This is a genomic window from Arthrobacter sp. YAF16, assembly GCF_052113385.1.
Taxonomy (GTDB): Bacteria; Actinomycetota; Actinomycetes; order Actinomycetales; family Micrococcaceae; genus Arthrobacter.
Map to the genome: position 1 here is coordinate 47,274 of NZ_JBFRDC010000007.1, position 24,222 is coordinate 71,495.

Consider the following 24,222-nt stretch of genomic DNA (forward strand, 5'->3'; position numbering starts at 1 on the left):
GCCGTGCCCCGCCCGCCTAAGCCCCGCCCGCCGTTTCGACGGTTCCGTGCCCGCTCGATGTTTCCAAGCGCCGCATCGGCAGGGAACCGTCGAGACGGGGCCGACGACAAAAAAGTTCTTGACAAATAAAACTGTCGGTAATCAGACTTGGAGCATGTTGGATATCGAAGTGATCGAAGACCCGGCCGCGGCGGAGGCATCCTTGGATCCGATCCGGACCCGCATCCTGCGCGAGCTGGCCGAGCCGGGATCGGCAACACAGCTGGCCGCGAAAGTGGGCCTGCCGCGGCAGAAAGTGAATTACCACCTGAAAGCCCTCGAGCGGCATGGTCTGGTCGAACTCATCGAGGAGCGCAGGCGCGGCAACGTCACCGAACGCATCCTGCGGGCGACGGCGGCGTCGTACCTGATTTCGCCGGCGGCGCTTGCCTCCGTGGCCCCGGACCCGCACCGGTTCTCGGACCGCTTCTCTGCGTTCTGGCTGCTGGCGCTCGCGGCCCGCATGGTCCAGGAAATGGGCCAGCTGATCGCCGGGGCCACCGCGGCCAGGCAAAAAATCGCCACCTTCGCGATCGACGGCGAGGTCACTTTCCGGTCCGCGGCCGACCGGGCGGCCTTCGCCGAAGAGCTCGGCGTCGCGGTGACCCGGCTCGTGGACAAGTATCACGACGGCGGCAGCGGTGTCCCGGCGGACGGCTCGCCAGAGTCCCCGGCAGCCCGACCGGCCGGACGCAGGCACCGGCTCGTCGTCGCACTCCATCCCTCGCTGAAGGCGACGGCACGCACAACAACCCACGCAACCCCGAAAGACACAACCACCCAAGCCAAGGAGCAGGACAATGACTGACAAGCGCGAATTCGAGATCGTTTACGACACCGAACTGCCCGGCACGCCCGAACAGGTATGGGAGGCCGTCACCAAGGACACCCCCGCCTGGATGTTCCCCACGGACCAGTGGCCCGCGGTGCGTACCGTGGACGAGTACCCCTCGCATCTGGTCACCCGGATGGACGGCCAGGACGGCTGGTTCAACCAGCTGGAGCACGTGCTGGAACCGCTAGACGGCGGCCGGGCGCGGCTCCACTACGTCCACAGCGGCATTTTTGCAGACAACTGGGATGAGCAGTACGACGGCGCCAGCAAACACACGGCCTTCTACCTCCACACTCTGGGCCAGTACCTGCAGCACTTCAACGGCCGGCCCGTCGTCTTCACGGACATCCAGGCGCCGGCCGCGTCCCAGGTCCCGGACGGCTTCGACCGGCTCAAGAAGGCCCTCGGCGTCGCCGGGTCGGCCCCCGGCGACGGGGTGGAGCTGGACGTCGACGGCGTCGGGCACCTGGCCGGCGAAGTGGACTTTGCCAACGAAAACTTCCTCGGCCTGCGGACCGCCGACGCGATGTACCGCTTCTTCGGCCGCAACAACTTCGGGGCGCCGGTGGGCATGACCGTGCACGACTTCAGCGGCAGCGGGGACACCGGGGCGACGTCGAACGCCTGGGCCGGATTCCTGGCGAAGGTCTATGCCTAGGTCTGCGCAACCAAGCCCCACTCGCCGTTTCGACGGTTCCGTGCCCGCTCGATGTTTCCAAGCCCCGGATCGGCAGGGAACCGTCGAAACGGGCCGGGGGCCGGGTCAGGCGATGGCCGCGGCGGGCTGGGCGGGGAGGTTCCGGCGCAGCTGCGGGGAGCGGTCCAGCCGGTCCTGGGCCGCGCGCAGGGCCAGCACCGCTGACTCGAGCTGCTCCGGCGGCAGGGTGAACGGCAGCCGCAGGTAGTACTCGAAGGCGCCGCCGACGCCGAACCTGGGTCCCGCCGCGAGGCGGATGCCGAAGTCCGGGGCGAGCACCGCCAGAGCGGTACTGACGGGCGCGGGAAGACGGCACCAGACCGACAATCCGCCAACGGGCCGCTCCGGCTCCCAGTCCGGAAGATGCCCGCGGATCAGGTCCAGCAGGCAATCCCGGTTTCCGCGCAGCGCGGCGAGCCGGGCGGGCAGCGGCTCGGCCAGGTCATTGACCAGGTGCGCCGCGGCGAGCTGCTCCACCACTGGACCGCCCAGGTCCAGTGTGGTCCGCGCCGCGGCGAAGCGCTGGATCAGGGGCTCGCTGGCACGGATCCAGCCGGTGCGCAGCCCCGCCCAGTGCGACTTGCTGAGCGATCCCAGGGACACCACCGCCGGCCCGAACGCGGCCATCGGAGTGGAGCTGGCGCCGTCGAGGTTCAGCTCCCGCAGCGTCTCGTCTGCCACCAGCACGGTGCCTGACGCCACGGCGGCCGCTACCAGGCGGCGCCGCTGGGCGTCGGGCATGAGCCGGCCGGTGGGGTTGTGGAAGTCCGGCACCACGTAGGCCATCGACGGCCGCTGCTGCAGCAGCGCCGATTCCATCGCCTCCAGGTCCCAGCCTGCCTGGCCCCCGGCGCGGGCGTGCTCCGTGTGGGCGCCGCCGCCGTGGGCCGCGGGCATGGCCACCGTCACCGGGCGGCAGCCCGCGGCCCGGATCGCGTCGAGGGCATTCGGGTAGCTCGGATGTTCCACGAGCACCTTCCCGGACCGCCCGGCGAGGGTCCGGAGCACGATGTTCAGGGCGTGCTGCGCGCCGGAGGTGACCAGGATCTGCCCGGCGGTGGTGGGCACCCCGGCCGCCGTGTAGCGGGCCGCAATCGCCTCCCGGAGCGGACCCACGCCGAGCGCGTCGTACCCGAAGCCGGGCAGCAGCGCCGGCAGCTCCGTCAGTGCGGCGGCAAACGCCCGGTGCACCACTTCGCCGCTGGCTGGCAGCGAGGCGTAGGCCAGGTCGAGGATCCCGTCGGGAACCGCCAGCCCGGGGGCGCCGCTGAGCCGCAGGCCGCCGTCGTTCCCGCCGGGATGGGCCGGGCCGTGGCTCGGGATGCAGCTCCGGCTCCGGCTGCCCTGGCCGCTGCTGAGGAAGCCCTGCTCGCGCAGCAGGGCGTAGGCCGCGGTCACGGTGGTGCGGCTGATGCCGAGGGTGGCTGCCAGCGACCGCTCGCTGGGCAGTGCCACATCCAGCGGGAGCCGGCCGTCGAGGATGAGCAGGCGGACGACGTCGGCCAGCTCGCGGTAGGCGGGCGAGGCGCCGACGTTCCACTTACCCAGCAGGCGGGTGAGGGAACTCGGATTCAGGGAGCCGGACATAAAGCCAGTATTCCAAACTGGCTATGGATTACAAGGCCAGTTTTCCGGCAGGATGGTGGCCATGATGACGCGCAGACTCCTCCAGCTCCTGATCGGCCTAGCCCTGTACGGCGTTTCGCTCGCCATGGTCATCCGCGCCAGCCTGGGCACGGCGCCGTGGGACGTCTTCCACCAGGGACTCGCCGGCAGGACCGGGCTGAGTCTTGGCACCGTGGTGATCATCGTCAGTTTCCTGGTCCTGCTGCTCTGGATCCCGCTCCGGCAGTGGCCCGGGGTCGGCACCGTCAGCAACGCCGTGCTGGTGGGGGTCTTCGCCGACCTCGGGCTGGCGCTGATCCCCAAGTTCTCGCACCTGGGTGGCCAGGTCGCGCTCCTGATCGGGGCGGTGCTGCTCAACGGCGTGGCCTCCGCCCTGTACATCGGTGCCCGCCTGGGGCCCGGAGCGCGGGACGGCCTGATGACCGGACTTGCACGGCGCACCGGCTGGCCGGTGCGGGGCGCGCGGACCGGCATCGAGGTGGTGGTGCTGGGCGCCGGCTGGCTGCTGGGCGGCTCGGTCGGCGTGGGGACCGTGCTCTATGCGCTGGCCATCGGACCCCTGGTCCAGCTCCTGCTGCCGCGCTTCACCGTCCCCGAGCTGAAGTCCGCCGAGCTGAAGTCCCCCGGAGAGGTCCTGCCCGCTGCGGACGACCAGCCCGCAGCGGAAGCGGCCGTGGCCGGGGCCTCGACACCGGCCACCTAGATCCACCGACGGAGCCTGGCGGCCGCGCACCCGGCCGGCCGCGTCAGGCTCCGAGCAGGGGCTGGCAGCTGGGGCAGAAGTAGATGTCCCGTTCCTCGGTGCCGGTGGCCTTGGCCAGGACGCCGCGCCGGATGGGGGTGCCGCATTTGAGGCAGGGCTGGTGCTCCCGCCGGTACACCCAGTAGCCCGGCCGCCCCGCCGTCCGGCCGACCGGAACGCCGCGAGCGTTGAGCACCGTGACGCGGCGGCCCGGGCCGAGGTTGGCTGTCAGCAGGACCTTCGCGTCGGTGATCATCGCCGCCAGGTCCGGGACCGCCGAGACCGGCGACGCCGGGTGGACGCCGGACAGGAAACACGCCTCGCAGCGGTAGATGTTGCCGATGCCGGCCAGATTGCGCTGGTCCAGGAGCGCGACGCCGATCGGCACCTCGGGTGCCGCGAGCAGGCGGCGTTCGGCTTCCGCCATGTCCCAGTCCGGGCCGAGCAGATCCGGTCCGAGGTGGCCCACGACGCTGGCCTCCTCCGCCGTCGGGATGACCTCCAGCAGCCCGAGCGAAAATCCGACGGCGTCCGCCGACGCCGTGCGGAGCACACAGCGGGCGGTGAAACCGGGCTTGCGCCAGCGCCCGCCGGGGGGATAGACCTGCCAGTTCCCCTCCATCTTCAAGTGTGAGTGGATAGTGAGCCGGTCCTTCGGGGCCGGTCCCGTCACGCGCATCAGCAGGTGCTTGCCGCGGGGGACGACCTCCTGGACGGTCCAGCCGCCCAGCTTCAGCGTGGCGAAGCGCGGCACCCGGAAATCGGACGCCAGCAACTCCTTGCCGGCCAGCGCGGCGTGCAGCTGCGCCGCAGCGCGGAAAACGGAATCGCCCTCAGGCACGGATCCTCAGTCCCTTCGGGGTGGAGTAGGCGCCGGCTTGGGCCAGGGCGGCGGCAACGGGGGTGTCCAGGATGCCGTGGCCGTTGACCTTTTCCATGATGAGCTTGTCGACGGCGCCCCGGGTCACGACACCCACGAGGGCTGCGCCGGCGGCGGCCAGAACTTCGGCGTCGGTGCTGAACGCCAGCAGGGTCTTCCCGCCGCGTTCGACGTAGAGGACCAGGGCTCCGTCGACCAGCACCACCAGGGCACCTGCCTTCCGGCCCGGCCGGTGGCCGGTGCCTGCCTCCTCATTCACGGCCGGCCACGGCAGCGCGGCCCCGTACGGGTTCGCGGGGTCCGTGGCGGCGAGTGCCAGGGCGACCGGCTCGGTCTTGTTCAGCTGGGCGTCCTCGACGTAGGAGCGCAGCCGGTCCACGGTGGCCGGCACGGCGAACTGGGCTGCGCCGAGGTGCTCAATGAAGTAGCCGCGGCGGCAGCGCCCGGCTTCCTCGAGCCGGGCCAGCACCTTGTACATCAGGCCGAAGCCGCCCAGGATGTTCTCCGCCATGACCGATCCGCGGGTGACCACGCCGTACCGGTCGAGCAGGAGTTCGGCGGTGGCGCGGGCGTGGATGGTGGCGTCGAGTTCGGGGGCCGGGAGTGCGGACCAGCGCCCCGCAGCCAGGGGAGGCGTGGGGGCGGCGCCGCTGACGGAGCCGTAACGGCCGCCGGTAAGGCCCGGCGATCCGAGCAGGCCGGTCCCGTGGGCGCGTCCCAGCCGGCTGAGCCTGGGCGCACGGGCCCGCGGGGCGCGCCCGACCTGCCGGTGCGCGGTGTGCCCGCCCGCGATCAGCGCCCGGACCGGAGCGAACGTATCGCCGGTGATCCGGCCCGCCCAGGCCAAATCCCAGAGTGCGGACACGACGTCCTGGTCGCTGAGTACCGAATCCATCCCGCCGGCAATGTCGGTTAGCTGCCGGAAGAAGTAACCGCCGCCGTTGTTCCGCAGGTGGTCCAGGAGCCGCTGCTGCGCGTCGCCGGGTTCGAAGTCCAGGGCCGGGTTCAGGGTCAATTCGGCGGAATCGGCCAGGTGCAGGCTTACCCAGCCGTCGTTGCCGGGCAGTGAGCCGGCTCCGGACCAGAGGACCTCGCCGGCGGCCATGAGCTCGTCGAGCATGGCCGGCTGGTAGTTGGAGACGCGGCTGGCCAGGACCAGGGGTTCCCAGGCGGAAGCCGGAATCGGCACGCCGGAGAGCTGGTCGATGGCGGTGATGATGCCGTCCAGCCCGCGCAGCGCCGACTGCCCCCGGGTGCCGGGTGTCCGTACGTTTTGCCAGGCCGGGAGGAACCGCCCGTAGGCGGACATATCCACGGGCTCGACCTCGGCGCGCAGCGCGGCCAGGGAGCGGCGGCGGAGCTTGCGGAGCACCTCGGCGTCGCACCATTCGCTGGCGCTTGCCGAAGGCACAACGGTCGCCGGAGCCGGCGGGGCAGCCGGGGCAGGCGCGTCCGCCGGCTCCCCGGCTGACCCGCTTTCCGGTGCCGTGACGTGGGGCCGGAACTCGCCCTCGACGGCGCGCCCATCCGCGGCCAGCCGCTTGAGCGCCGTGCCGACGACGGCGACGCCGAGTCCCAGCCGGGCGGCGGCCTCGGCGGCGGTAAAGGGCCCGTGAGTCCGGGCGTACCGCGAAACGAGGTCGCCCAACGGGTCCGCGACGGGTTCGATGAACGCCAGCGGCACGCCCATCGGCAATGGAACGCCGAGGGCATCGCGTAGTCTGGCGGCGTCCTCGACAGCGGCGAACCGCTCGGCGCCGCCGATGTTGACCTTGATCGCACGGTTGGCCCGCTGTAGCGCGGCCAGGTGCGCCGCGGCCTCGGGGCTGCCGGCCGCGATTTTGGCGGGCTCCGGCCCCGCATCGGGCACGCCGTCGACGGCGCCCTCTCCTGCTGCAGCGTCGGCAAGCTCCGTTCCGGACGCGGCCTTGGTTGCGGCGGGCTGGATCTCGGCCTCCAGCCGGGCGGCGACTTCGTCGGGGGTGAGCGGGCCCAGCAGCCGGAGCAGGTCGGCCACGCCCTCCAGCCCGCGCATTCGGCGGTCCGGCGCGAGGCGCTGGAGTTCAAGCTCGGTGGCCTCGATGACCTTCGCGTCGAGCAGTTCGCGCAGCTCCACCCGGCCCAGCAGTTCGTTGAGCAGGGTGGAATCCAGCGCCAGGGCGGCGGCCCGGCGCTCGGCCAGCGGCGAATCGCCCTCGTAGAGGAACTGCGCCACGTAGCCGAAGAGCAGGGACTTCGCGAACGGCGAGGGCTGCTGCGTGGTGGTCTGCAGGATCCGCAGTTCGCGCCGCTCGATCGAGGCGGCAATGTCCTTCAGGGCCGGAAGGTCGTAGACGTCCTGCAGGCATTCGCGCACGGTTTCGAGCACGATCGGGAAGGTCGGGTACTTCCGGGCGACGTCCAGCAGCTGGGCCGAGCGTTGCCGCTGCTGCCAGAGCGGCTGCCGCTTTCCGGGGGTCTGCCGGGGCAGCAACAGGGCGCGGGCGGCGCACTCCCGGAAACGGGAGGCAAACAGAGCGCTGCCGCCGACCTCTGCGGTGACAATCTGTTCCAGCTCCTCGGGCTCGAAGAGGAACAGTTCGGCGCCGGGCGGTTCGTCCTCCGTCATCGGCACCCGCAGCACGATGCCGTCGTCGGCGGCCATCGCTGAGCCGTCCATCCCGTAGCGCTGTTGCAGCCGCTGGCCCACGGCGAGGGCCCACGGCGCGTGCACCGGCATGCCGAAGGGGCTGTGCAGCACCACCCGCCAGTCGCCGAGCTCGTCGTGGAAGCGCTCGACCACGAGGGTCGTGTCGCTGGGGACCACCTCGGTGGCGAGCTTCTGCTCGGCGAGGTACTGGATCAGGTTGTTGGCGGCGAAGTCGTCCAGGCCGGTGGCCTTGCAGCGCTCGGTGGCCGGGCCGACGTCGGACGCCGAAAGTTCGCGCATGAACGCGCCGAGGGCCCGGCCCAGGTCCACCGGCCGGCCGAGCGAGTCGCCCCGCCAGAACGGCAACTTGCCCGGCTGGCCGAAGGCGGGGGAGACAAGGACGCGGTCGTGCGTGATGTCCTCGATCTTCCAGCTGGTGGCGCCGAGGGCAAAAATGTCGCCAACGCGGGATTCGTAGACCATTTCTTCATCGAGTTCACCCACCCGGCGGCCGCCCTTGGCCGTGGATGCCTGGCCCGCGGCCTTGCCGTCGCCGGTGCGGCCGGGGGAGCCGGTGCCCTCCACCTCCGTGCCGATGATGTACACCCCGAACATGCCGCGGTCCGGGATGGTGCCGCCGGAGGTCACGGCCAGCCGCTGCGAGCCGGGGCGTCCTTCGATGGTGCCGGCGTTGCGGTCCCAGACAATCCTGGGCCGCAGTTCGGCGAATTCGTCGGACGGATAGCGCCCGGCCAGCAGGTCCAGCGTGGCCTCGAACGCGGAGCGCGGGAGCGAGGCGAAAGGTGCGGAGCGGCGGACGGTGGCGAACCACTCCTCGACGTCGATCGCGCCGAGCGCGGTCGCGGCAACGGTCTGCTGGGCGAGGATGTCCAGCGGGTTGGCCGGGACGTAGAGCCGTTCGATCTTGCCGTCCAGCATGCGTTCCACGGTGATGGCCGTGTGGACAAGGTCCGCCCGATGCTTGGGGAAGAGCACTCCCTGGGAGATCTCGCCGACCTGGTGGCCGGCCCGGCCCACCCGCTGCAGCCCGCTGGCCACCGAGGGCGGCGACTCGACCTGCACCACGAGGTCCACCGCGCCCATGTCGATGCCGAGTTCCAGCGAGGAGGTGGCCACGACGCAGCGCAGCCGGCCGGATTTCAGGTCGTCTTCAATCGTGGCGCGCTGGTCCTTCGACACGGACCCGTGGTGTGCCCGGGCCAGGACCGGGTCGGCGCCCGCGGTGCTGCCGGCCTGGGCCATCATGTGCGCCGGCGTCGCGGTCGAGGCGGGCAGCGAACCGTCCGGCCCCGCCGCACCGGCGGCTGCCTCGTCCCAGCCGCCGCCTTCGGCCATCAGTTGGCGCTCGGCGTAGATCTCGTTGAGCCGGGCGGTGAGCCGTTCCGCGAGCCGGCGGGAGTTCGCGAACACGATGGTGGACTGGTTGGCCAGCACCAGGTCCACGATCTTCTCCTCGACGTGCGGCCAGATCGACGCGTGCGGCTGCAGCCCGGACGCCGGCCCCGAGTCGAAGGCCCCGGCGGCGCCCTGGAGATCGGACATGTCCTCGACCGGGACGGAGACGGTCAGGTCCCAGGTCTTCTTGGACGGCGGCGCGACGATCTCGACCGGTGCGGAGCCCGCCAGGAACTGCGCCACGAGTTCCTTCGGTTCCACCGTCGCGGAGAGCCCGATCCGCTGGGCCGGTTTGGGCAGCAGCGCGTCGAGGCGTTCCAGCGAGACGGCCAGGTGCGCGCCGCGCTTGGTGCCGGCCACGGCGTGGACCTCATCCACGATGATGGTGTCCACCTCGTCAAGGGTCTCGCGCGCCTTGGAGGTGAGCATCAGGAAGAGGGACTCGGGGGTGGTGATCAGGATGTCCGGCGGGTGGCTGAGCAGCGAGCGTCGGTCCGCCGCCGTCGTGTCCCCGGAGCGGACCCCCACCGTGATCAGCGGCGCGGGCAGGCCGAGGCGCTTGGCGGTCTGGGTAATGCCGATCAGCGGCGCGCGCAGGTTGCGTTCGACGTCGACGCCCAGCGCCTTGAGCGGGGAAATATACAGCACACGGGTCTTCCGCTTCGGAGCCTTCCGCCGCCCCTTGGCGGCCGCGGCATCCAGCCCGGGCAGTCCGGGAAGTTCCTCGGGGGCCGGCGGTGCGGAGACCAGCAGCCGGTCCAGTGCCCAGAGGAACGCCGCAAGGGTCTTGCCGGAGCCGGTCGGCGCCACCACCAGGGCGTGCGCTCCTGAGGAAATGGCATTCCAGGCGCCGTTCTGCGCCGGCGTGGGCGCGGAGAAAGCGCCCAGGAACCACTCCCGGGTCGGCCGGCTGAACCGGTCCATGGCCTCGGCCGCAAGTGTGCCGCCGGCGAGCTCCTGCCCCTTCATTCCTCCATCATGCCTTAAGGCACCGACACTATTTTGCTGCGCGATTTGGCGGTGGGGTCCGTTGGTGGGGTCCGGCGGTGCCCTGGGGCGGACGCTACATCGCGGTGAAGGCCGAGACGGTCAGGAGCTTGATCGCCGACTCGCGGCAGGCGTCCTTGGGTGCGGCGATGAACAGCGACGCCGTGTCTTCCGGCGGGTACACCCGGAAGCCCGCAGCCGGGGTGTGGGTGCAGCTGGGGTAGTTGCCGGCCTGCGTGTAGCGCAGGGTGGCTTTTCCGGACTTGCCCGGGGCGAGCAGCACGTCGGCAACGGGCGCCGAGTCGTCGCGTGTCGCCGCGGCACCGATGGGGGCGCCGCTGGCGCCGGCGGTGAGCGATACTCCGGCGAAGCCCTTCAACAGGCACGGCTCAGCGCCGGAGTTCTTCAGGATCAGCTGCATATAGACGCTTCCGGCCGCGCCCCCGCCCCGGGCGTCGAGGGACCCCTTGAGGTTGGCGGCCTTGCAGAGGGCAGGACCGGTCGCGGTGGATGTGGTGGCAGTTGCGGTCGATGCCGTAGCAGTTCCGCCGGACGCCGTCGTGGCAGGGCTGGCGGAAGCCGTCTCGCTGGCGGAGGCCGACGGCGACGTGGCGGTCGTGGCGCCCTGGGACTGGCTTTGGGGCTGGCTTTGGCCGCAGCCGCTGAGCAGCAGCGCAACCGCGGCGGCCGCCGTCACGGAAGTAATTACCAGTTTGTTCTTCATCTGCTGAGGCCTCATGGCACAACTTTGATGTTCCACGGTTGCCTTAGTCAACGACGCCACGACGAAGGGCCCGGATTGATGCCCGGATTGTGATTTCCGGGCATCAACCGGGGGTGCGTTACTTCGCGGGTGCTGGCTTGCGGCTGCGGAGCAGGGCGATGCCGCCCAGGACCAGGCCACCGACGCCGGCGACGAGGCCCGCCCAGCTTCTGGCCTGGCCGCCGTCGTCGTTTGTCGCGGACGCGCGGGCCGCGGGGGAGGACCCCGCCGGCTCGGCGCCGTGTGCGCCATGCCCGTCCGCCTCCGTGGCGGCTGCCGGCGCCGTCACCGTCAGCGACGGCGCCGGGGATTTCAGCGCATGGGCGTCCTGGCCCGGTGCCGGGACCTGCGACCAGTCCACCCGGCCGACTTCGCAGCTCTGCAGGGTCGGGAAATAGAGGGTCTTTCCGGCAGCATCCGGCAGCTTCACCGACAGCACCAGCGCGTCGCGGAGCTCCGGGCTCAGCGGCGCCTTGGCGGTGTAGACGATCTGGCTGGTGCGCTTGGTGATCGAGGAGCCGTCGGCCAGCTTCTTCGGCGCCGCCAGCTTTTCGGTGACCTTGGCCGCCGTCCAGTTGGGGTTCACGGTGGGCTGGGCGTCGTCGAGCTCCGGCGGCAGGGTGATGGCCACCTTGGTGGTGGCGGATTCCGCGCAGCCGTGCGGGATGGCGAAGGTCAGCAGGGCATAGGAGTTAGCCGTGGTCTTGTCCGGGGAGACGCCGACGTGGGCCGAGGCGCCGCTGATGCCGGCGAGCATCAGGGCGGCGGTGGCTCCGGCGGTTGCGGTGCCGGAGAGGGTGCGGCGGAGGGCGGTGTGTCGCTGAGTGGTGGTCAAAGCAGGTGCCTTTCAGGCGTGCGCGCGGCACTCAGTGCGGCACTCAATGCGGCGCGCGGAAACGGGGGAGGCGCGGGGCAGCTGCCCGCCGTGCCGGGGCACGGAGACTTTGCGGGGCAGGAACGGCCGCAGCCGGAAGGAAAGTTAGGAGGAAAAGACGACGACGGCGGGCGGCCCGCGGCGGCAATCGCGCCGGAGGTTGCGCCACGGCAGCGGGACAGCGCCGACGGACCGGCGCGGCAGCACGCGCGTGAGGGCCGGATGCGGCAATACCGCCACCGGGAGCTGGACGAGCGGGCGGAGCCACGCCGCGAGGGACCAGAGCGCATCCTCGCCCTTGGCCAGGAGCAGAGCGCAGGCAACGGTTGCCAGGGCGTGGCCGGCGAGCATGGACAGGGCCAAGGCGGAGTCCAGCTCGTGGAGCCGGAGGTGGTCCGCCGGGACCGGAATCGTGCCCAGGCCGGCGTGGTGCGCCGGCGCGGCAATTCCGCCGGTTACGGTGCCGGATAAGGGCCCTGACCCTGTCCAGCCGGCCGGCGTGCTGAACGCGGCGAAAGCCTCGTGCAGCACCACCTGCCCCGCGCCGAGCAGGCCGGTCATCGCGGGCAGGTTGAGCTTCAGCCTGGTGGCCGTGGTGGAAACCAGTCCGGTGAGGGCCAGGAAGGCGAACAGGATGGCGGGGGCGGGAAGCTGGCCTCCGGCGACAACGTGCGCTGCGGCGGCGAGCGTCACGATCGTCGTGGCGACGATGGCCGAGCGCAACGCGTGGAAGGGTGCTCTGGCGGCGGTGCGCATGGAACACTCCCTTCACCGGCGGCGGTCATGGTTGCTCCCGCGGGCGTCCTGTCGGCAGCGGGTTGTCCCTTGATTCTAGCGGCGATTTCTACAGGGCTACGAAAAAGGACTGTCTGCTACGAAGCGGACACCCCGGTCCGGGGACCGGGGTGTCGTTGTCATGACTTCCGGCGGGTGCGGCGGGACTCAGTTGCCGACGGCGGCTGCCGACGCTTCTGCGGCCCCGGCGAGCCGGATCCGGGTTTCCACCACGGTGTCGGGGTTCAGCGACACGGAGTCGATGCCTTCCTCGACCAGCCATTCGGCGAAGTCCGGGTGGTCGCTCGGGCCCTGCCCGCAGATGCCCACGTATTTGCCGCGCGCCTTGCACGCCTTGATGGCCATGCTCAGGAGCTTCTTGACGGCAGGGTTGCGCTCGTCGAAGCTGCCGGCGACGATCGAGGAATCCCGGTCCAGGCCCAGCGTCAGCTGCGTCATGTCATTGGAGCCGATGGAGAAGCCGTCGAAGTAGTCCAGGAACTCGTCCGCGAGCAGCGCGTTGGACGGAAGCTCGCACATCATGATCACCTCGAGGCCGTTTTCGCCGCGGCGCAGCCCGTTTTCCGCGAGCAGGTCGATGACGCCGCTGGCTTCGTCCAGGGTGCGCACGAACGGGATCATCAGCTTGACGTTGGTCAGGCCCATCTCGTTCCGCACGAAGGACAGGGCCTCGCACTCCAGGTCGAAGCAGTCCCGGAATGATGGTTCCAGGTACCGCGAAGCGCCACGGAAGCCGATCATCGGGTTCTCTTCGTGCGGCTCGTAAGCGGGCCCGCCGAGCAGGTTGGCGTACTCGTTGGACTTGAAGTCGGACATCCGCACAATCACCGGCTCCGGCGCGAAGGCAGCGGCGATGGTTGCCACGCCCTCGGCCAGGCGCTTGATGTAGTAATCGCGCGGACTGTCATAGGCGGCAATGCGTTCCCGGATCTCGGCGAGCACGTCCGCGGGCTGATCGTCCATGTTCAGCAGCGCCTTCGGGTGGATGCCGATCTGCCGGTTGATGATGAATTCCAGCCGGGCCAAGCCCACGCCGTGGTTGGGGAGCTGGGCGAACGTAAAGGCCTGCTCGGGGGTGCCGACGTTCATCATGACCTTCACCGGCGCCTCGGGCAGCTGGGTGATTTCGGTTTCCTCGACGCTGAAGTCCAGGATCCCTTCGTAGATCAGGCCGGTCTCGCCGTCGGCGCATGAGACCGTCACATCGAGGCCGTCGGAGAGGACGTCGGTGGCGTCCCCGGTGCCGACGACGGCGGGAATCCCCAGCTCGCGGGCGATGATGGCCGCGTGGCAGGTGCGTCCGCCACGGTTGGTCACGATCGCGGAGGCGCGCTTCATGATCGGTTCCCAGTCCGGGTCGGTCATGTCCGCGACCAGGACGTCGCCGGTTTTGAACGCGGCCATCTGGTCGATCGCGGTGAGGATCCGGACGCTGCCGGCGCCGATCCGCTGGCCGATGGCGCGGCCCTCCACCAGGACCCGGCCGGAGTCGTTCAGGCGGAAGCGGCTCAGGCTGCCGGAGGCCCTGCGGGACTGCACGGTTTCCGGGCGCGCCTGCAGGATGTACAGGCCGCCGTCGAGCCCGTCCTTGCCCCATTCGATGTCCATCGGGCGTCCGTAATGGTTTTCGATGGCGACGGCGTGCCGGGCGAGCTGCTCGACGTCGTCGTCGGTCAGGCTGAAGCGGTTCCGCAGGGACGCCTCGACCGGGACGAAGTCGATGGTGTGGCCGATTTCGCGGTTGCTGGTGTACGTCATCTGGAGCGCTTTTTCGCCGAGTCCGCGCTTGAGGATGGCCGGGCGGCCTGCCGCCAGGGCGGGCTTGTAGACGTAGAACTCGTCCGGGTTGACGGCGCCCTGGACTACGGCCTCGCCGAGGCCGTAGGAGGAGGTGACGAAGACGGCGTCCTTGAAGCCGGATTCGGTGTCCATGGTGAACATGACGCCGGATGCGCCGACGTCGGAGCGGACCATGCGCTGGACGCCTGCGGAGAGTGCCACCTCGGCGTGCTCGAACTTGTGGTGCACGCGGTAGGCGATGGCCCGGTCGTTGTAGAGGGATGCGAAAACGTCCTTGATGGCGGCCAGGATGTTCTCGATGCCGCGAACGTTCAGGAAGGTTTCCTGCTGCCCGGCGAAGGAGGCGTCAGGAAGGTCCTCGGCCGTCGCGCTGGAGCGGACAGCCCACGAGAGGTCCTCGGAGCCGCCGTGCTTGTCCACCAGTTTCTGGTAGGAATCGCGGATCTGCGCTTCGAAGTGCGGCAGGAAGGGCGTCTCGCGCATCAGGGTGCGGATCTCCTGGCCCGCTGCGGCCAGGGCCGTCACGTCGTCGGTATCCAGGCCCACCAGCCGATCGGCAATCTTCTGGTCCAGGCCGGAGTCGGCCAGGAAGCTGCGGTAGGCGTCCGCTGTCGTGGCGAAGCCGTCAGGAACCTGGACGCCGGCAGAGGTGAGGTTCTGCACCATCTCGCCGAGGGAGGCGTTCTTGCCGCCTACCCTGTCCAGGTCCTTGAGTCCGAGTTCTGAGAACCACAGGATGTCCGTCGTCATGGTTGCTGCTCCTTTGCAGATGATGCCTTAATGCCGCCTGCGTGGGCGGCCGCCGTTTGATGGGCGCAAGTCCTGTCCACAGTGACAGGTCGGCGCCGGTGATTCCACACGATGTGGTCCACGCAACAGTTGTGAAGCGTGGCCTCAGTGCTTGAGGTTCATCTTCTGGAGGATGGTGGCCGCCATTTCCTCCACGGACACGCTGGCCGAATTGAGGTACGGGATCCCGTGGGACACGTACAGCCGTTCGGCGCTGCGCAGTTCGAAGCCGCACTGCCGCAGTGACGCGTAGGGCGAGCCGCGGCGGCGTTCGGTGCGGACCTGGCTCAGGCGCAGGGGATTGGTGGTGAGGCCGAAACACTTGGAAACGAACGGCCGCAGCGGCTTGGGGAGTCCCTCGCGTTCAAAGTCCTCGTCCACCAGCGGGAAGTTCGCGGCGAAGATGCCGTGCTGCAGCGCCAGGTACATGGTGGTGGGCGTCTTACCGCAGCGGGACGGGGCCACCAGGATGACCTGCGCCTTCTCAAGCGCGCGCAGGCTCTGCCCGTCGTCGTGCTCCATGGCGTATTCGACGGCGGCCATCCGGGACTGGTAGCGGGCTGCGTTGCCCAGGCCGTGGGCCCGGCCTGGTTCCCCGCTGGCTTGCGTCCCCAAGGCCTGCTCCAACTGCCCGACGTGGGTCCCGATCAGATCCACGATGATCCCCTTGCAGGTGCCCAGCGTCTGCCGGATGTCGCTGCCGACGGCGGTGGAGAAGACGATCGGCTGCTGGCCCGTGGCCGCGAGGTTGTCGATGACCCTGACGACGGCGCGCGCCTGGTCGACGGTGGTGATGAAGGGGACCGTGATGCGGTCATATTCGTTTGCGGGGAACTGCGTCAGCAGGGTGTTGCCGAGCGTTTCCGCGGTGATGCCCGTACTGTCCGAAAGGAAGTAGACCGGGCGGGGAGCGTCATTGGTCATGAACGCATTGTGCACCAGCGGGGGCCGCGCGGTCTTCCATGACGCATGCGCCCGCCGCCGGGGTGCCGGCCGGACTGCGGGGAGTAGGCTGTGACCCACATCCCCAAAGGAGGCCGCATGAGCTACAAATACCGGACCGTCAGGGTCCGCGGTACGGACCTGGTCGGCACCATTGCGCGCAGGCACGGGGGCGCGCCCGAAATCTACGAGACCTCGAAGGACCCGAGTACTTCTGTGGTTCCCGTGTTCTTTCCGGAAACCGGCGAGATCCGCTTCTTCGACCGGTCGGTGCTGGAGGACGTTGTCAGCCCCGCGGGCTAGGAGCAGCGGCTGGCGTGACCTAGTGCGCGTTGTCCGCCCCTGGGTCGGGCTGGTCCGCTGTGGACTCGCGGAAGACCAGAACGGGGCAGTGGGCATGGTGGACCGCCTGGGTGGACACGGAACCAAGCAACAGCCCCGTGAATCCGCCGTGGCCGCGTGAGCCAACGGCAACGACGTCGGCGTCCCGCGAAGCGTCCACGAGCACCGCGGCGGCGCTGCCCTGCACAATGCGTCCGTTGATCTGAACGCCCTGGCCCCGGACCCGGGCAAGTTCCTCATCGAGAATTGACTGGGCGTCGGTCTGGAACACCTCGTAGTCCCAGGCCTGGCCGAGGGCGTCGGTGACGTAAGGGAAGTGCCAGGCCGTGAGGGCCAGCACTTCACCGCCGCGAGCCTTGGCTTCCTCGACAGCCCAGTCCATTGCCGCCCGGGACTGCTCGGAACCGTCCACGCCAACCACGATTCTGTAGCTCTCGTTTCCGGCCATATGCCTTCCTTCCGAATGCCAGGCCCGATGCCGGGCGGTGCAGTGATTCCTCATCCTGACAGCGCCGCACCCGGGCCGGGAGTGCCATTGGGCAGGGATCCCGCACGCGGTCCCGGTCCCGGGTGACAGTGGAGGCCGGCCGGATAGGCTGAGGACATGCCCGCTTCTCCGCTGGTCGCTGTCTGTGGCCCCGCCTCGTGGAACCACCTCATCCTCCTCGACCACCTCCCGGACCCTGTTCCGCACATGCAGTTCGCCCGCCGCGCCTGGCACACGGTGGGAGGCACCTCGGCGGGCAAGGCCTTGCACCTGGCGGAACTTGGCGTCCAGGTGCGCTTGTGTTCGCCCTTGGGCGCGGATGACGCCGGCGGCCGGGTGCGCGACGCCCTCGCCACAGCCGGCGTCACCATCGAAGCGATTACGTCGGACCGCACCGAGCGTCACGTCAACCTCATGACCGACGGCGGCGGCCGGGTATCGCTCTACGTTTCGGTGCCCTCGCCGCCGGCGGACGACGACCTTGACGCTGCCGCGGCAGTAGTGGCTGCAGCAGATGTTGCCGTGATTGACCTGAGCGAACTTGGCTTGTTGTTGCTCGAACGCGACGAGGTCCGGCAAACACCGTTGTGGGTGGACCTTCATGACTTCGACGGATCGTCCGCGTTCCATCAGCCGTTCCTGCGGGCGGCCGACACCGTCTTCATGAACGACGACCGGACCGACGATCCCTGGGAGCTGATGCGCTCCTGCCTCGCCCGGGGCCCCCGTCTGGCTGTGTGCACCCGCGGGGCAGAGGGTGCGGTAGCGCTGGAAGCGGACGGGACGCGGCATGAGGTCGCTGCTGTTCCCGCGGATGTGGTGGACACCAACGGTGCCGGCGATGCGTTCATGGCCGGGTTCCTGGGCGCGAGCCTGCAGGGCGCGTCCGTGACTGAGTCCCTCAAGGCGGCGGCCGTCCAGGCCCGCGTCGCCATTGAGAGTGAGCATCTGCACCCCGTCCTCGGGGGCTGATCCGCCGGCGCCCGATCCCGGGTTGGCAGCGGCCAGATGCCTGCCAGCGGGACCGGCTTAGAGGCCGGTCGGGAACTTAAACGTTGTGGGCATCGGCTCCGGGGCCGTCCCGTGGAACAGGACGACTTCATCGTGGGCTTTCAGGACGACAGCTTGGGCCGGCCCCGCCTGCTTGGCGCCGTTCACAGCGACGGACCAATCCGAGATGGGTGCATGCGCAGTCCCGGGCTTGCCGGTGCCGTCCAGGACACCCCATTCGGTCAAGAGCTGGCCAAGCGTGTAGGTAGCCCCGGCGACCGGCGCCTCAATGTGGATGATGCCGGTCTCGTCATGTGTGTGCAGCGCCGAGATGCCGTTGGGTTGGCCGGCCGCGGTGAAGCTGAAGCCGATGTCCGCCGGGACAGGAACAGGCTTGCCGTCCACGAAAACGTCCAGATGGGCGTGGAAGTGCTCGGCTGCGCCCTCCTCGTTGAGGACCGCCAGGCCTGCCGCTTTGATCCGTTCGGCTCCGCCCTTGGGGTTCAGTTCCCAGCCCGTGGACGGAGCCGCGGCTGCGGCGGATGAGGTGGCGCTTGCGGCCGGGGCGGTCGGGCTCGGAGCAGGGGCGGCGGTCGAACATCCCGAGACGGACAGGCAGGCAGCGCCCAGCATCACGGAAAGCGGGAGGAGCTTCTTCACAAGGGCTTCCTTCATTCGGGAGCAGGGGCAACGGTGGATCTGTGCGGGGGAGGCGAGAGGTGTTCGTGACTCCTAAGCCTACGTGGCAGGATCTTCCAGTCGTTTGCCATGGCAGGGGGCGGCCCCCGGGACGGGGGTCTGGCCGGACGAGGCTGGACAACTCGGCGCTGGTGCCTCCGTCAGTCACGTTGTCGAGGTCCGGAACGGTGACGCCAACGTGGTCGAACCGCACGATTCGTGTCATGAGCGGCACCCCCAAATGATCGTTTCTGGATGGTCTAGGCCGGCGTCTACGGTGAACTTTGCGGCGGAGTCGCGGTGCGAGGAAAGGCCCTATTGCGGGGGTGAGGTTATCCCTTGCCTTGGGCCGCGGGAGGTACGAAGATGAGCGCAGAATCAGCATTTCATCCGCAATCAATTCAAGGGAGATTCTCATGTTGCTTTGGATAGCCATCATTATTGCTGTTCTCTGGCTTCTGGGCTTGATCGGGAACATTGGCGGCGGGTTCATTCACCTGCTTCTGGTGATCGCCGTCGTGGTCCTGATCTTCCACTTCATCCGCGGTAGGTCGCGCACGTAGAGGCGGATCCCGAGCAATCCTGCCCGGGGCGTCTTGCTGCCCGGAAACTTAACAGGCCTCACGTCTACGTCAGCCGTGGGCAGGTCCACGCACCTGCCACACCGAGCGAGTACGCCGCGGCTGATCCTGGTGTTGGCGCTGCTCGGCCGCAGGCGTCGCCGGAAAGTCGCAGGCAATATTGAGAGCCTGCCGGGCGGCCATCTAGTGGATATGGAACGTGGCGAGTCTCCAGTAGATGAGGGCGTTGCGAACGCCGGTCAGGGCCTGGAGCGTATGGGGTCCGGTTCCGTGCATCAGGATGACGCCGCCCGCGCGAACCCGCGGGGTGGTGCGGTCGCCGAATTGCACGCGGCGGATGATGGTGCCGGCTGATGAGCCGTCCCAATCGCGCGTGTCAACGGTCCAATAGGCGGGGCGGCATCCTGCGCGGGCCAGGGCGTTGTAAACCCTGAGGCTGAACGCGCCGGCACCATAAGGTGGCCGACAGAGCTTGGGCGACGTGGTGGGTATGACGCTGCCGTACCGGTGGACCTCGGTATAGATCTGGTTGGCGGTCATGCGTGAGTAGTCGCGGTGGTCAAAGCTGTGATTGCCCAGCAGTTGACCGGCCCTGGATATCTGCGTGCGATAGGTCGGGTGGGCGAGCATGCATTGGCCGGTGAAGAAGAATATGGCCTGGACGTTATAGTGACGCAGCCAGTTCAGGAGTCCGGTGAGACGAACCTGGGTGGCGCAGTCGTCGAAGGTAAGTCGCACTCTTGGCCCGTGATAGTACAGATGCAGGATCTCGGAACGCTCGGCAGATGACATCCGGGATGCAAATGGTGCCGGCGGCATGGGGTTGGTGACTTTCTGGATCACATCTGGTTGTGCCGCGGCCCAGCTCGGCGCCGGAGCGCTGAAGCCGACAATGACCAGTAGGGCTACGACGATCGGTCGCCAAACCTTCATTGGGCAGTCCCCTTTTCCGCAACTGGGAATGAACTGCGATGAGCACGAGGCAGAGACCGGAGCATTCCCGGATTTGAGTGTCCCCCCGTCACCGACGCCGCAATAGGGTCAAGGGTCCTTTCCCAGGAACTGAGGCCCGGGCAGCGCCGAAGGGACGGCGGCCCGGTGATCGGCTTTTGAGGCGGAGCTGAAGCGCAAAGTCGGCGTGCGGCCCGGGCCTGCGGAATCAAGTTTTGCCAATTCTTTGCCAATGAGCCAGTCGCGGGAAAGCAAAAGGCCCCTGCTTCCCTTGTAAGCAAAGGGAAGCAGGGGCCTCGCTACCTGGCGGTGACGGTGGGATTTGAACCCACGTTGGCTTTTACACCAAACAACATTTCGAGTGTTGCACCTTCGGCCGCTCGGACACGTCACCAACCTGACTAGGGTACCGGAGCAAGGCGCCCAACCCCAAAACGGCCGCCGAAAAGCGCCCCGCCGCGCCCCGCCGCGCCCCGCCCGCAGCCCCGAAGCTTCCCCCTGTCCCCCCTCGGCACTAGATTCGTAAGCAAGATGAGCAACTCGAACAAGGTCAACCAGGCAACAACCACCGCAACCGCATATTGGACCGTCGGCCCGGAGCAGGGCGAACTCCGGCGCGAGCAATTGCGGGCACCCGGACCCGGCGAAGCGCTCGTGCGCTCGCTCTACTCCGGCATCAGTAAGGGCACCGAGATGGTGGTGCACAACGCCCGCGTGCCGGAATGCATCGCTGAGGAAATGGCCGCACCGCATCAGGTAGGCAGCTTCCCGTCGCCGGTGAAGTTCGGCTACCTTTCCGTCGGCGTCGTCGAGGAGGGCCCGGCCGAGTGGCAGGGCAAGACGGTCTTCTGCCTCTACCCGCACCAAGACCGCTACATCGTCCCGGTCGAGTCGCTCACCCAGGTCCCGGACGACGTTCCCGCCCGCCGCGCCGTCCTCACCGGCACCGTGGAAACCGCGGTCAACGCCCTCTGGGAGGCCGGTCCCCGCCTCGGCGACCGCGTGGCCGTGATCGGCGCCGGACTGGTCGGCGGCATGGTCGCCAAGCTCCTCGGGTCCTTCCCGCTCGGCCGGCTGCAGTTGATCGACGTCGACCCCGCTAAACGCGCCTTCGCCGACACCCTCGGCGTCGACTTCTGCCACCCCGACGACGCACTGCCGGACTGCGACATCGTGATCCACTGCTCCGCCTCGCAGGCCGGACTGCAACGCGCCCTGCAGCTGGTGGGCGACGAGGGCGAGATCATCGAGATGTCCTGGTACGCGGACCGCCTGGTCACCCTGCCGCTGGGGGAGGACTTCCACGCCCGGCGGCTCTCCATCCGCGCCAGCCAGGTGGGCGTGGTGGCCCGCGCCCGCCGCCACCGGCGCACTAACGCCGACCGGCTCCAGCTCGCCGTCTCGCTGCTGGCTGACCCAGTCTTCGACACCTTCCTCACCGGCACGTCCGACTTCAGCGAGCTGCCCGACGTCGTCCAGCGCGTCTCCGACGGCAGCCTGGACGCGCTCTGCCACGTCATCGAATACCCCGCCCCCGCAACAGAAACCACGAGGTAATCCGTGTTCAGCCTGACCGTACGTCGCAATTTCATGATCGCCCACAGCCTGCCGCGCCCGGCCTTCGGCCCGGCCCAGGGCCTGCACGGGGCCACCTTTGTCACAGAGGTGACCTTCCGCCGTCGGACGCTGAACGACGATGCGATCGTGCTGGACATCGGCGAGGCCGGCGACGTGCTGGACGCCGTCCTGGCGGGCCTGAACTACAAGAACCTCGACGAGCACCCGGACTTTACCGGCAAACTCAGCACCACCGAAGCCTTGGCCCAGTACATCGCCGACGCCGTGGCAGGCCAGATCCGCGGCGGCCAGGACGGGAAGGCCCTTGCCGGCATCGAGGTCACCCTGCGCGAAACTCCCGACGCCTGGGCCAGCTACTCGCTCGAGTTCGACGCCGGCTAGCAGCCCTGTGGATGCCCCCGGCCTCCGCCTCCTGGTGCCCGGCAACGTGCGCCACAACTCCGGCGGCAACGCCTACAACGCCGCGCTGCTCCGCGCCCTCGCAGACCTCGGGGTCGCGGCGTTGTCCTGCGAGGTCGACGGCGACTGGCCGGTCGGCAGCCCAGCGGACCGGCAGCGGTTCGGCCGCCTGCTTGCCGAGTCCGACGCCGGCCATCTCAAGCTCGTGGACGGTCTGGTGGCCTGCGGGGCGCCGGACGAGCTCGAAGCCGCGGCGGCTGCCGGGGCGCCGGCCTGGATCCTGCTGCACATGCCGCTGGGGACGCATCCGGAACTGGAACACCGCGCGCTGCAGGCCGCGGCCGGCGTTATCTGCACCAGCACCTCCGCCGCGGCGGCCCTGCAGGAACGGCACGGCCTGGGCGGCTTGGCTCGAATCAGCGTCGCGCTTCCCGGCACCGAGCCGGCACCGTCCGCGGCCGGTTCCGAGCCGCCCCACCTCCTCGCACTGGCCGCGCTGCTGCCCAACAAGGACCAGCTGCTGCTGCTGCGCGCCCTCTCGGAGCTCATGGACCTGGCCTGGACAGCATCCCTTGCCGGTTCGGACACCGCGGATCCCGCCTACGCCGCCCTGCTCCGGCAGGAATCGGAGCGCCTCGGCCTGACGGACCGCGTCCGGCTACCCGGCGAGCTGCGCGGAGCCGACCTGGCCGCCGAATGGGAGGCCGCTGACCTCAGCCTGCTCATTTCCCGGGCCGAGACCTATGGGCTGGTGGTCACCGAATCCCTGGCCCGCGGCGTGCCGGTGATCGTCCGGGAGGGAACCGGCGCCGTGGAGGCGCTCGCGGCCGGCACTCCCGGAGCTGGAGCAGGGGGTGCCCCCGTAGCCGCAGCGCCGGCTCTGCCGGGCGCCGCCGTCGCACTCGGCGAAGATCCGGCACCGCTGGCAGCGCTGCTGCGCCGCTGGCTCACCGAACCGGCCCTCCGCGCCGAATGGCGGGCCGCCGCCCGGGCCGCACGGGAGCAGCTTCCCTGCTGGGACGCCACGGCGCGGGCCGTGCTGGCCGTCCTCGCCCCGGCCGGCCCACCCAACTAACTCGCACTAGTTGTCGTTTTGAGGGCCCATAACGACAACTATTGCGAGCTAGTTGGGCCAAGCGGGTGGAGAATGACCCCATGACTACCGAGCCCATGACCGTGCAACTGCCGCCCGCGGAAAGCCTCACGCCCGAGCGGCTCCGCGCCTGGTCGTGGCACCGGCAAGGCCTGGACGGCTCGCTGGCGGGGTGCACTGCGGAACAGGTGTTCGCCCGGGCCGGCTGGGCACGGTCCGTTGGCGGGGCCAACCCGTACCTCACGCTCTTCGCCCGGGCCGGCATCCGGCGCTCTCAAGTGGACCGGGACGTCCTGGCGCACCGGATCCTGGAACTCCCGACGGCGCGCGGCTGCACCTACGTGCTGGGCGGGGACGACTTCGCCTGGGCGCTGCGGCTGGGACGGGACGCCGCCGAGGCCGGCCTCAAGGTCGTCGGCCGGCTCGGCGTGGACCGCGGCGAAATTGCCCTGCTTGAGGAGCAAGTGCTGCACGCCCTTGCTGAGGCCGGGGTGCCGCTGGACCCGCGGCAGCTCAAGGATGAACTCGGCGATTCGGTCCGCAACCTCGGCGAGGAGGGCAAGAAAAAGGGCGTCACCACCACGCTGCCCACGGCGCTGGGCATCCTGCAAGCGGACGGGCGGATCCGCCGGGTCCCCGCCAATGGCCGGCTGGACCAGCAGCGCTACGCCTACGAGCCCTGGGGGCTGCCGCCGAGCACGCTCAGTGACGATGAAGTCCGCGCCGAGCTGCTCCGGCGCTACCTCGGCTGGACCGGAGGAGCCACCTTCAAACAGTCGCAGTGGTTCACCGGCTTTACGGTCGCGCAGAGCAAGGCGGCGCTCGCCGCCGTCGACGCCGTCGAGGTTCCCACCGCCGCCGGCGGAGACCCGCTCTGGATGCTGCCCGACGACGTCGACCGCCTCGCCTCCTTCGATGAACCGGCCGAGGAACAGATCCAGCTGCTCGCCGGAACTGATTCGCTGGTGCTGCTGCGCCGGAACGCGGGGGAGCTGCTGGCCGCGGAGGACCAGGACAAGAAGGCGCTAGGTTCGCTTGCGCTGCAGGCCGACCTGCCGGACCATCCCATCTTCGACCGCGGCCGGATCATCGGTTTGTGGCAGTACGACCCGGGCCGGGAGAAGATCGCCGCCTGGGTGTTCGGCACGCCCACGCCGGCCGTGACCCGGCGGATCGCCGAGGTGGAGGCCTGGATCAAGGAGGACCTGGGCGATTTCCGCGCCTTCAGCCTGGACTCGCCCGCCTCCCGGCAGAAGCGGATCGACGCGCTGCGGGCGTCCACGACGGCCACCGCCGAGCGGTAGCTCAC

21 protein-coding genes and 1 tRNA gene are annotated in these 24,222 nt (G+C 69.5%); 10 read left to right on the forward strand and 12 right to left on the reverse strand.

The window, feature by feature from the left end; translation table 11 throughout:
- Positions 1 to 154 precede the first annotated feature (154 nt).
- Together AB4Y91_RS13580 and AB4Y91_RS13585 are read left to right on the forward strand one after the other, a co-directional pair.
- Entirely contained in the window at positions 155 to 847 is a 693-nt protein-coding gene (locus tag AB4Y91_RS13580; protein ID WP_441418974.1) for an ArsR/SmtB family transcription factor, read from the forward strand.
- Positions 840 to 1,532, forward strand: a complete 693-nt coding sequence (locus AB4Y91_RS13585; RefSeq protein WP_441418975.1) for an SRPBCC family protein — start codon at positions 840 to 842, stop codon at positions 1,530 to 1,532. Before AB4Y91_RS13580 ends, AB4Y91_RS13585 begins: the two co-directional genes overlap by 8 nt.
- A gap of 105 nt (positions 1,533 to 1,637) precedes the next feature.
- Here the strand turns inward: AB4Y91_RS13585 and yczR are convergent, their stop codons facing one another.
- Positions 1,638 to 3,158 carry a MocR-like transcription factor YczR gene (gene yczR / locus AB4Y91_RS13590; protein ID WP_441418976.1) on the reverse strand — a complete coding sequence of 507 codons (1,521 nt, stop codon included), beginning with the start codon at positions 3,156 to 3,158 and terminating at the stop codon, positions 1,638 to 1,640.
- 61 nt (positions 3,159 to 3,219) lie between these two features.
- Between yczR and yczE the strand changes: the two genes are divergently transcribed.
- The gene (yczE, locus tag AB4Y91_RS13595) at positions 3,220 to 3,900 is read left to right on the forward strand and encodes a membrane protein YczE (protein ID WP_441418977.1); all 681 of its coding nucleotides are present in this window, start codon (positions 3,220 to 3,222) and stop codon (positions 3,898 to 3,900) included.
- A gap of 43 nt (positions 3,901 to 3,943) precedes the next feature.
- On the opposite strand, the gene AB4Y91_RS13600 is transcribed toward yczE, so the two are convergent.
- The 7 genes from AB4Y91_RS13600 to AB4Y91_RS13630 all read right to left on the reverse strand — a co-directional run bounded on the left by AB4Y91_RS13600 (position 3,944) and on the right by AB4Y91_RS13630 (position 15,796).
- A complete protein-coding gene (locus AB4Y91_RS13600; RefSeq protein WP_441418978.1) occupies positions 3,944 to 4,780 on the reverse strand; it encodes a DNA-formamidopyrimidine glycosylase family protein in 837 nt (278 codons plus the stop codon).
- Complete coding sequence (locus AB4Y91_RS13605; RefSeq protein ID WP_441418979.1) at positions 4,773 to 9,833, reverse strand: Lhr family ATP-dependent helicase; 5,061 nt, start codon at positions 9,831 to 9,833, stop codon at positions 4,773 to 4,775. The genes AB4Y91_RS13600 and AB4Y91_RS13605 overlap by 8 nt, the downstream gene beginning before the upstream one ends.
- Before the next feature lie 94 nt (positions 9,834 to 9,927).
- Positions 9,928 to 10,590, reverse strand: a complete 663-nt coding sequence (locus tag AB4Y91_RS13610; protein ID WP_441418980.1) for a DUF4232 domain-containing protein — start codon at positions 10,588 to 10,590, stop codon at positions 9,928 to 9,930.
- Between the two features lie 103 nt (positions 10,591 to 10,693).
- Complete coding sequence (locus AB4Y91_RS13615; protein ID WP_441419059.1) at positions 10,694 to 11,371, reverse strand: YcnI family copper-binding membrane protein; 678 nt, start codon at positions 11,369 to 11,371, stop codon at positions 10,694 to 10,696.
- 222 nt (positions 11,372 to 11,593) lie between these two features.
- Positions 11,594 to 12,244, reverse strand: coding sequence for a hypothetical protein (locus AB4Y91_RS13620; RefSeq protein WP_441418981.1), 651 nt, complete (start codon positions 12,242 to 12,244; stop codon positions 11,594 to 11,596).
- 186 nt (positions 12,245 to 12,430) lie between these two features.
- Positions 12,431 to 14,833 carry a phosphoenolpyruvate synthase gene (gene ppsA / locus AB4Y91_RS13625; RefSeq protein ID WP_441418982.1) on the reverse strand — a complete coding sequence of 801 codons (2,403 nt, stop codon included), beginning with the start codon at positions 14,831 to 14,833 and terminating at the stop codon, positions 12,431 to 12,433.
- A gap of 144 nt (positions 14,834 to 14,977) precedes the next feature.
- A complete protein-coding gene (locus AB4Y91_RS13630; RefSeq protein ID WP_441418983.1) occupies positions 14,978 to 15,796 on the reverse strand; it encodes a pyruvate, water dikinase regulatory protein in 819 nt (272 codons plus the stop codon).
- Positions 15,797 to 15,913: 117 nt separating this feature from the next.
- Between AB4Y91_RS13630 and AB4Y91_RS13635 the strand changes: the two genes are divergently transcribed.
- Positions 15,914 to 16,117, forward strand: coding sequence for a hypothetical protein (locus AB4Y91_RS13635; protein ID WP_069950597.1), 204 nt, complete (start codon positions 15,914 to 15,916; stop codon positions 16,115 to 16,117).
- Positions 16,118 to 16,136: 19 nt separating this feature from the next.
- Here the strand turns inward: AB4Y91_RS13635 and AB4Y91_RS13640 are convergent, their stop codons facing one another.
- The gene (locus AB4Y91_RS13640; RefSeq protein ID WP_441418984.1) at positions 16,137 to 16,604 is read right to left on the reverse strand and encodes a universal stress protein; all 468 of its coding nucleotides are present in this window, start codon (positions 16,602 to 16,604) and stop codon (positions 16,137 to 16,139) included.
- A gap of 156 nt (positions 16,605 to 16,760) precedes the next feature.
- On the opposite strand from AB4Y91_RS13640, the gene AB4Y91_RS13645 reads away from it, so the two are divergent.
- On the forward strand, positions 16,761 to 17,615 hold the full coding sequence (locus tag AB4Y91_RS13645; protein WP_441418985.1) for a carbohydrate kinase family protein: 855 nt from the start codon (positions 16,761 to 16,763) through the stop codon (positions 17,613 to 17,615).
- Positions 17,616 to 17,672: 57 nt separating this feature from the next.
- On the opposite strand, the gene AB4Y91_RS13650 is transcribed toward AB4Y91_RS13645, so the two are convergent.
- Positions 17,673 to 18,293, reverse strand: a complete 621-nt coding sequence (locus AB4Y91_RS13650; protein ID WP_441418986.1) for a hypothetical protein — start codon at positions 18,291 to 18,293, stop codon at positions 17,673 to 17,675.
- A gap of 434 nt (positions 18,294 to 18,727) precedes the next feature.
- Here AB4Y91_RS13650 and AB4Y91_RS13655 point away from each other — a divergent pair, with 434 nt between their 5' ends.
- On the forward strand, positions 18,728 to 18,874 hold the full coding sequence (locus AB4Y91_RS13655) for a lmo0937 family membrane protein (RefSeq protein WP_441418987.1): 147 nt from the start codon (positions 18,728 to 18,730) through the stop codon (positions 18,872 to 18,874).
- A 201-nt stretch (positions 18,875 to 19,075) separates the two neighbouring features.
- Here AB4Y91_RS13655 and AB4Y91_RS13660 read toward each other — a convergent pair whose 3' ends face one another.
- Positions 19,076 to 19,825, reverse strand: a complete 750-nt coding sequence (locus tag AB4Y91_RS13660; RefSeq protein ID WP_441418988.1) for a polysaccharide deacetylase family protein — start codon at positions 19,823 to 19,825, stop codon at positions 19,076 to 19,078.
- A gap of 322 nt (positions 19,826 to 20,147) precedes the next feature.
- A tRNA-Ser gene (locus AB4Y91_RS13665) sits at positions 20,148 to 20,237 on the reverse strand.
- 137 nt (positions 20,238 to 20,374) lie between these two features.
- On the opposite strand from AB4Y91_RS13665, the gene AB4Y91_RS13670 reads away from it, so the two are divergent.
- The 4 genes from AB4Y91_RS13670 to AB4Y91_RS13685 all read left to right on the forward strand — a co-directional run bounded on the left by AB4Y91_RS13670 (position 20,375) and on the right by AB4Y91_RS13685 (position 24,217).
- Positions 20,375 to 21,400, forward strand: coding sequence for a zinc-dependent alcohol dehydrogenase (locus AB4Y91_RS13670; RefSeq protein WP_441418989.1), 1,026 nt, complete (start codon positions 20,375 to 20,377; stop codon positions 21,398 to 21,400).
- Positions 21,401 to 21,403: 3 nt separating this feature from the next.
- The gene (locus tag AB4Y91_RS13675; protein ID WP_441418990.1) at positions 21,404 to 21,802 is read left to right on the forward strand and encodes a 6-pyruvoyl trahydropterin synthase family protein; all 399 of its coding nucleotides are present in this window, start codon (positions 21,404 to 21,406) and stop codon (positions 21,800 to 21,802) included.
- A 7-nt stretch (positions 21,803 to 21,809) separates the two neighbouring features.
- Positions 21,810 to 22,895 carry a glycosyltransferase gene (locus AB4Y91_RS13680; RefSeq protein WP_441418991.1) on the forward strand — a complete coding sequence of 362 codons (1,086 nt, stop codon included), beginning with the start codon at positions 21,810 to 21,812 and terminating at the stop codon, positions 22,893 to 22,895.
- Between the two features lie 80 nt (positions 22,896 to 22,975).
- Positions 22,976 to 24,217 carry a DNA glycosylase AlkZ-like family protein gene (locus AB4Y91_RS13685; protein WP_441418992.1) on the forward strand — a complete coding sequence of 414 codons (1,242 nt, stop codon included), beginning with the start codon at positions 22,976 to 22,978 and terminating at the stop codon, positions 24,215 to 24,217.
- Positions 24,218 to 24,222: the final 5 nt, after the last annotated feature.

Excerpts from the sequence above, each read along its gene's own strand:
- AB4Y91_RS13645 (WP_441418985.1), top strand. The coding sequence starts at position 16,761 with ATGCCCGCTTCTCCGCTGGTCGCTGTCTGTGGCCCCGCCTCGTGGAAC.
- AB4Y91_RS13640 (WP_441418984.1), bottom strand. The coding sequence starts at position 16,604 with ATGGCCGGAAACGAGAGCTACAGAATCGTGGTTGGCGTGGACGGTTCC.
- AB4Y91_RS13585 (WP_441418975.1), top strand. The coding sequence starts at position 840 with ATGACTGACAAGCGCGAATTCGAGATCGTTTACGACACCGAACTGCCC.
- AB4Y91_RS13635 (WP_069950597.1), top strand. The coding sequence starts at position 15,914 with ATGAGCTACAAATACCGGACCGTCAGGGTCCGCGGTACGGACCTGGTC.
- yczR (WP_441418976.1), bottom strand. The coding sequence starts at position 3,158 with ATGTCCGGCTCCCTGAATCCGAGTTCCCTCACCCGCCTGCTGGGTAAG.
- AB4Y91_RS13670 (WP_441418989.1), top strand. The coding sequence starts at position 20,375 with ATGAGCAACTCGAACAAGGTCAACCAGGCAACAACCACCGCAACCGCA.
- AB4Y91_RS13630 (WP_441418983.1), bottom strand. The coding sequence starts at position 15,796 with ATGACCAATGACGCTCCCCGCCCGGTCTACTTCCTTTCGGACAGTACG.
- AB4Y91_RS13685 (WP_441418992.1), top strand. The coding sequence starts at position 22,976 with ATGACTACCGAGCCCATGACCGTGCAACTGCCGCCCGCGGAAAGCCTC.
- AB4Y91_RS13620 (WP_441418981.1), bottom strand. The coding sequence starts at position 12,244 with ATGCGCACCGCCGCCAGAGCACCCTTCCACGCGTTGCGCTCGGCCATC.
- AB4Y91_RS13580 (WP_441418974.1), top strand. The coding sequence starts at position 155 with ATGTTGGATATCGAAGTGATCGAAGACCCGGCCGCGGCGGAGGCATCC.
- ppsA (WP_441418982.1), bottom strand. The coding sequence starts at position 14,833 with ATGACGACGGACATCCTGTGGTTCTCAGAACTCGGACTCAAGGACCTG.
- AB4Y91_RS13605 (WP_441418979.1), bottom strand. The coding sequence starts at position 9,833 with ATGAAGGGGCAGGAGCTCGCCGGCGGCACACTTGCGGCCGAGGCCATG.
- AB4Y91_RS13610 (WP_441418980.1), bottom strand. The coding sequence starts at position 10,590 with ATGAGGCCTCAGCAGATGAAGAACAAACTGGTAATTACTTCCGTGACG.
- AB4Y91_RS13615 (WP_441419059.1), bottom strand. The coding sequence starts at position 11,371 with ATGCTCGCCGGCATCAGCGGCGCCTCGGCCCACGTCGGCGTCTCCCCG.
- yczE (WP_441418977.1), top strand. The coding sequence starts at position 3,220 with ATGATGACGCGCAGACTCCTCCAGCTCCTGATCGGCCTAGCCCTGTAC.
- AB4Y91_RS13655 (WP_441418987.1), top strand. The coding sequence starts at position 18,728 with ATGTTGCTTTGGATAGCCATCATTATTGCTGTTCTCTGGCTTCTGGGC.
- AB4Y91_RS13660 (WP_441418988.1), bottom strand. The coding sequence starts at position 19,825 with ATGAAGGTTTGGCGACCGATCGTCGTAGCCCTACTGGTCATTGTCGGC.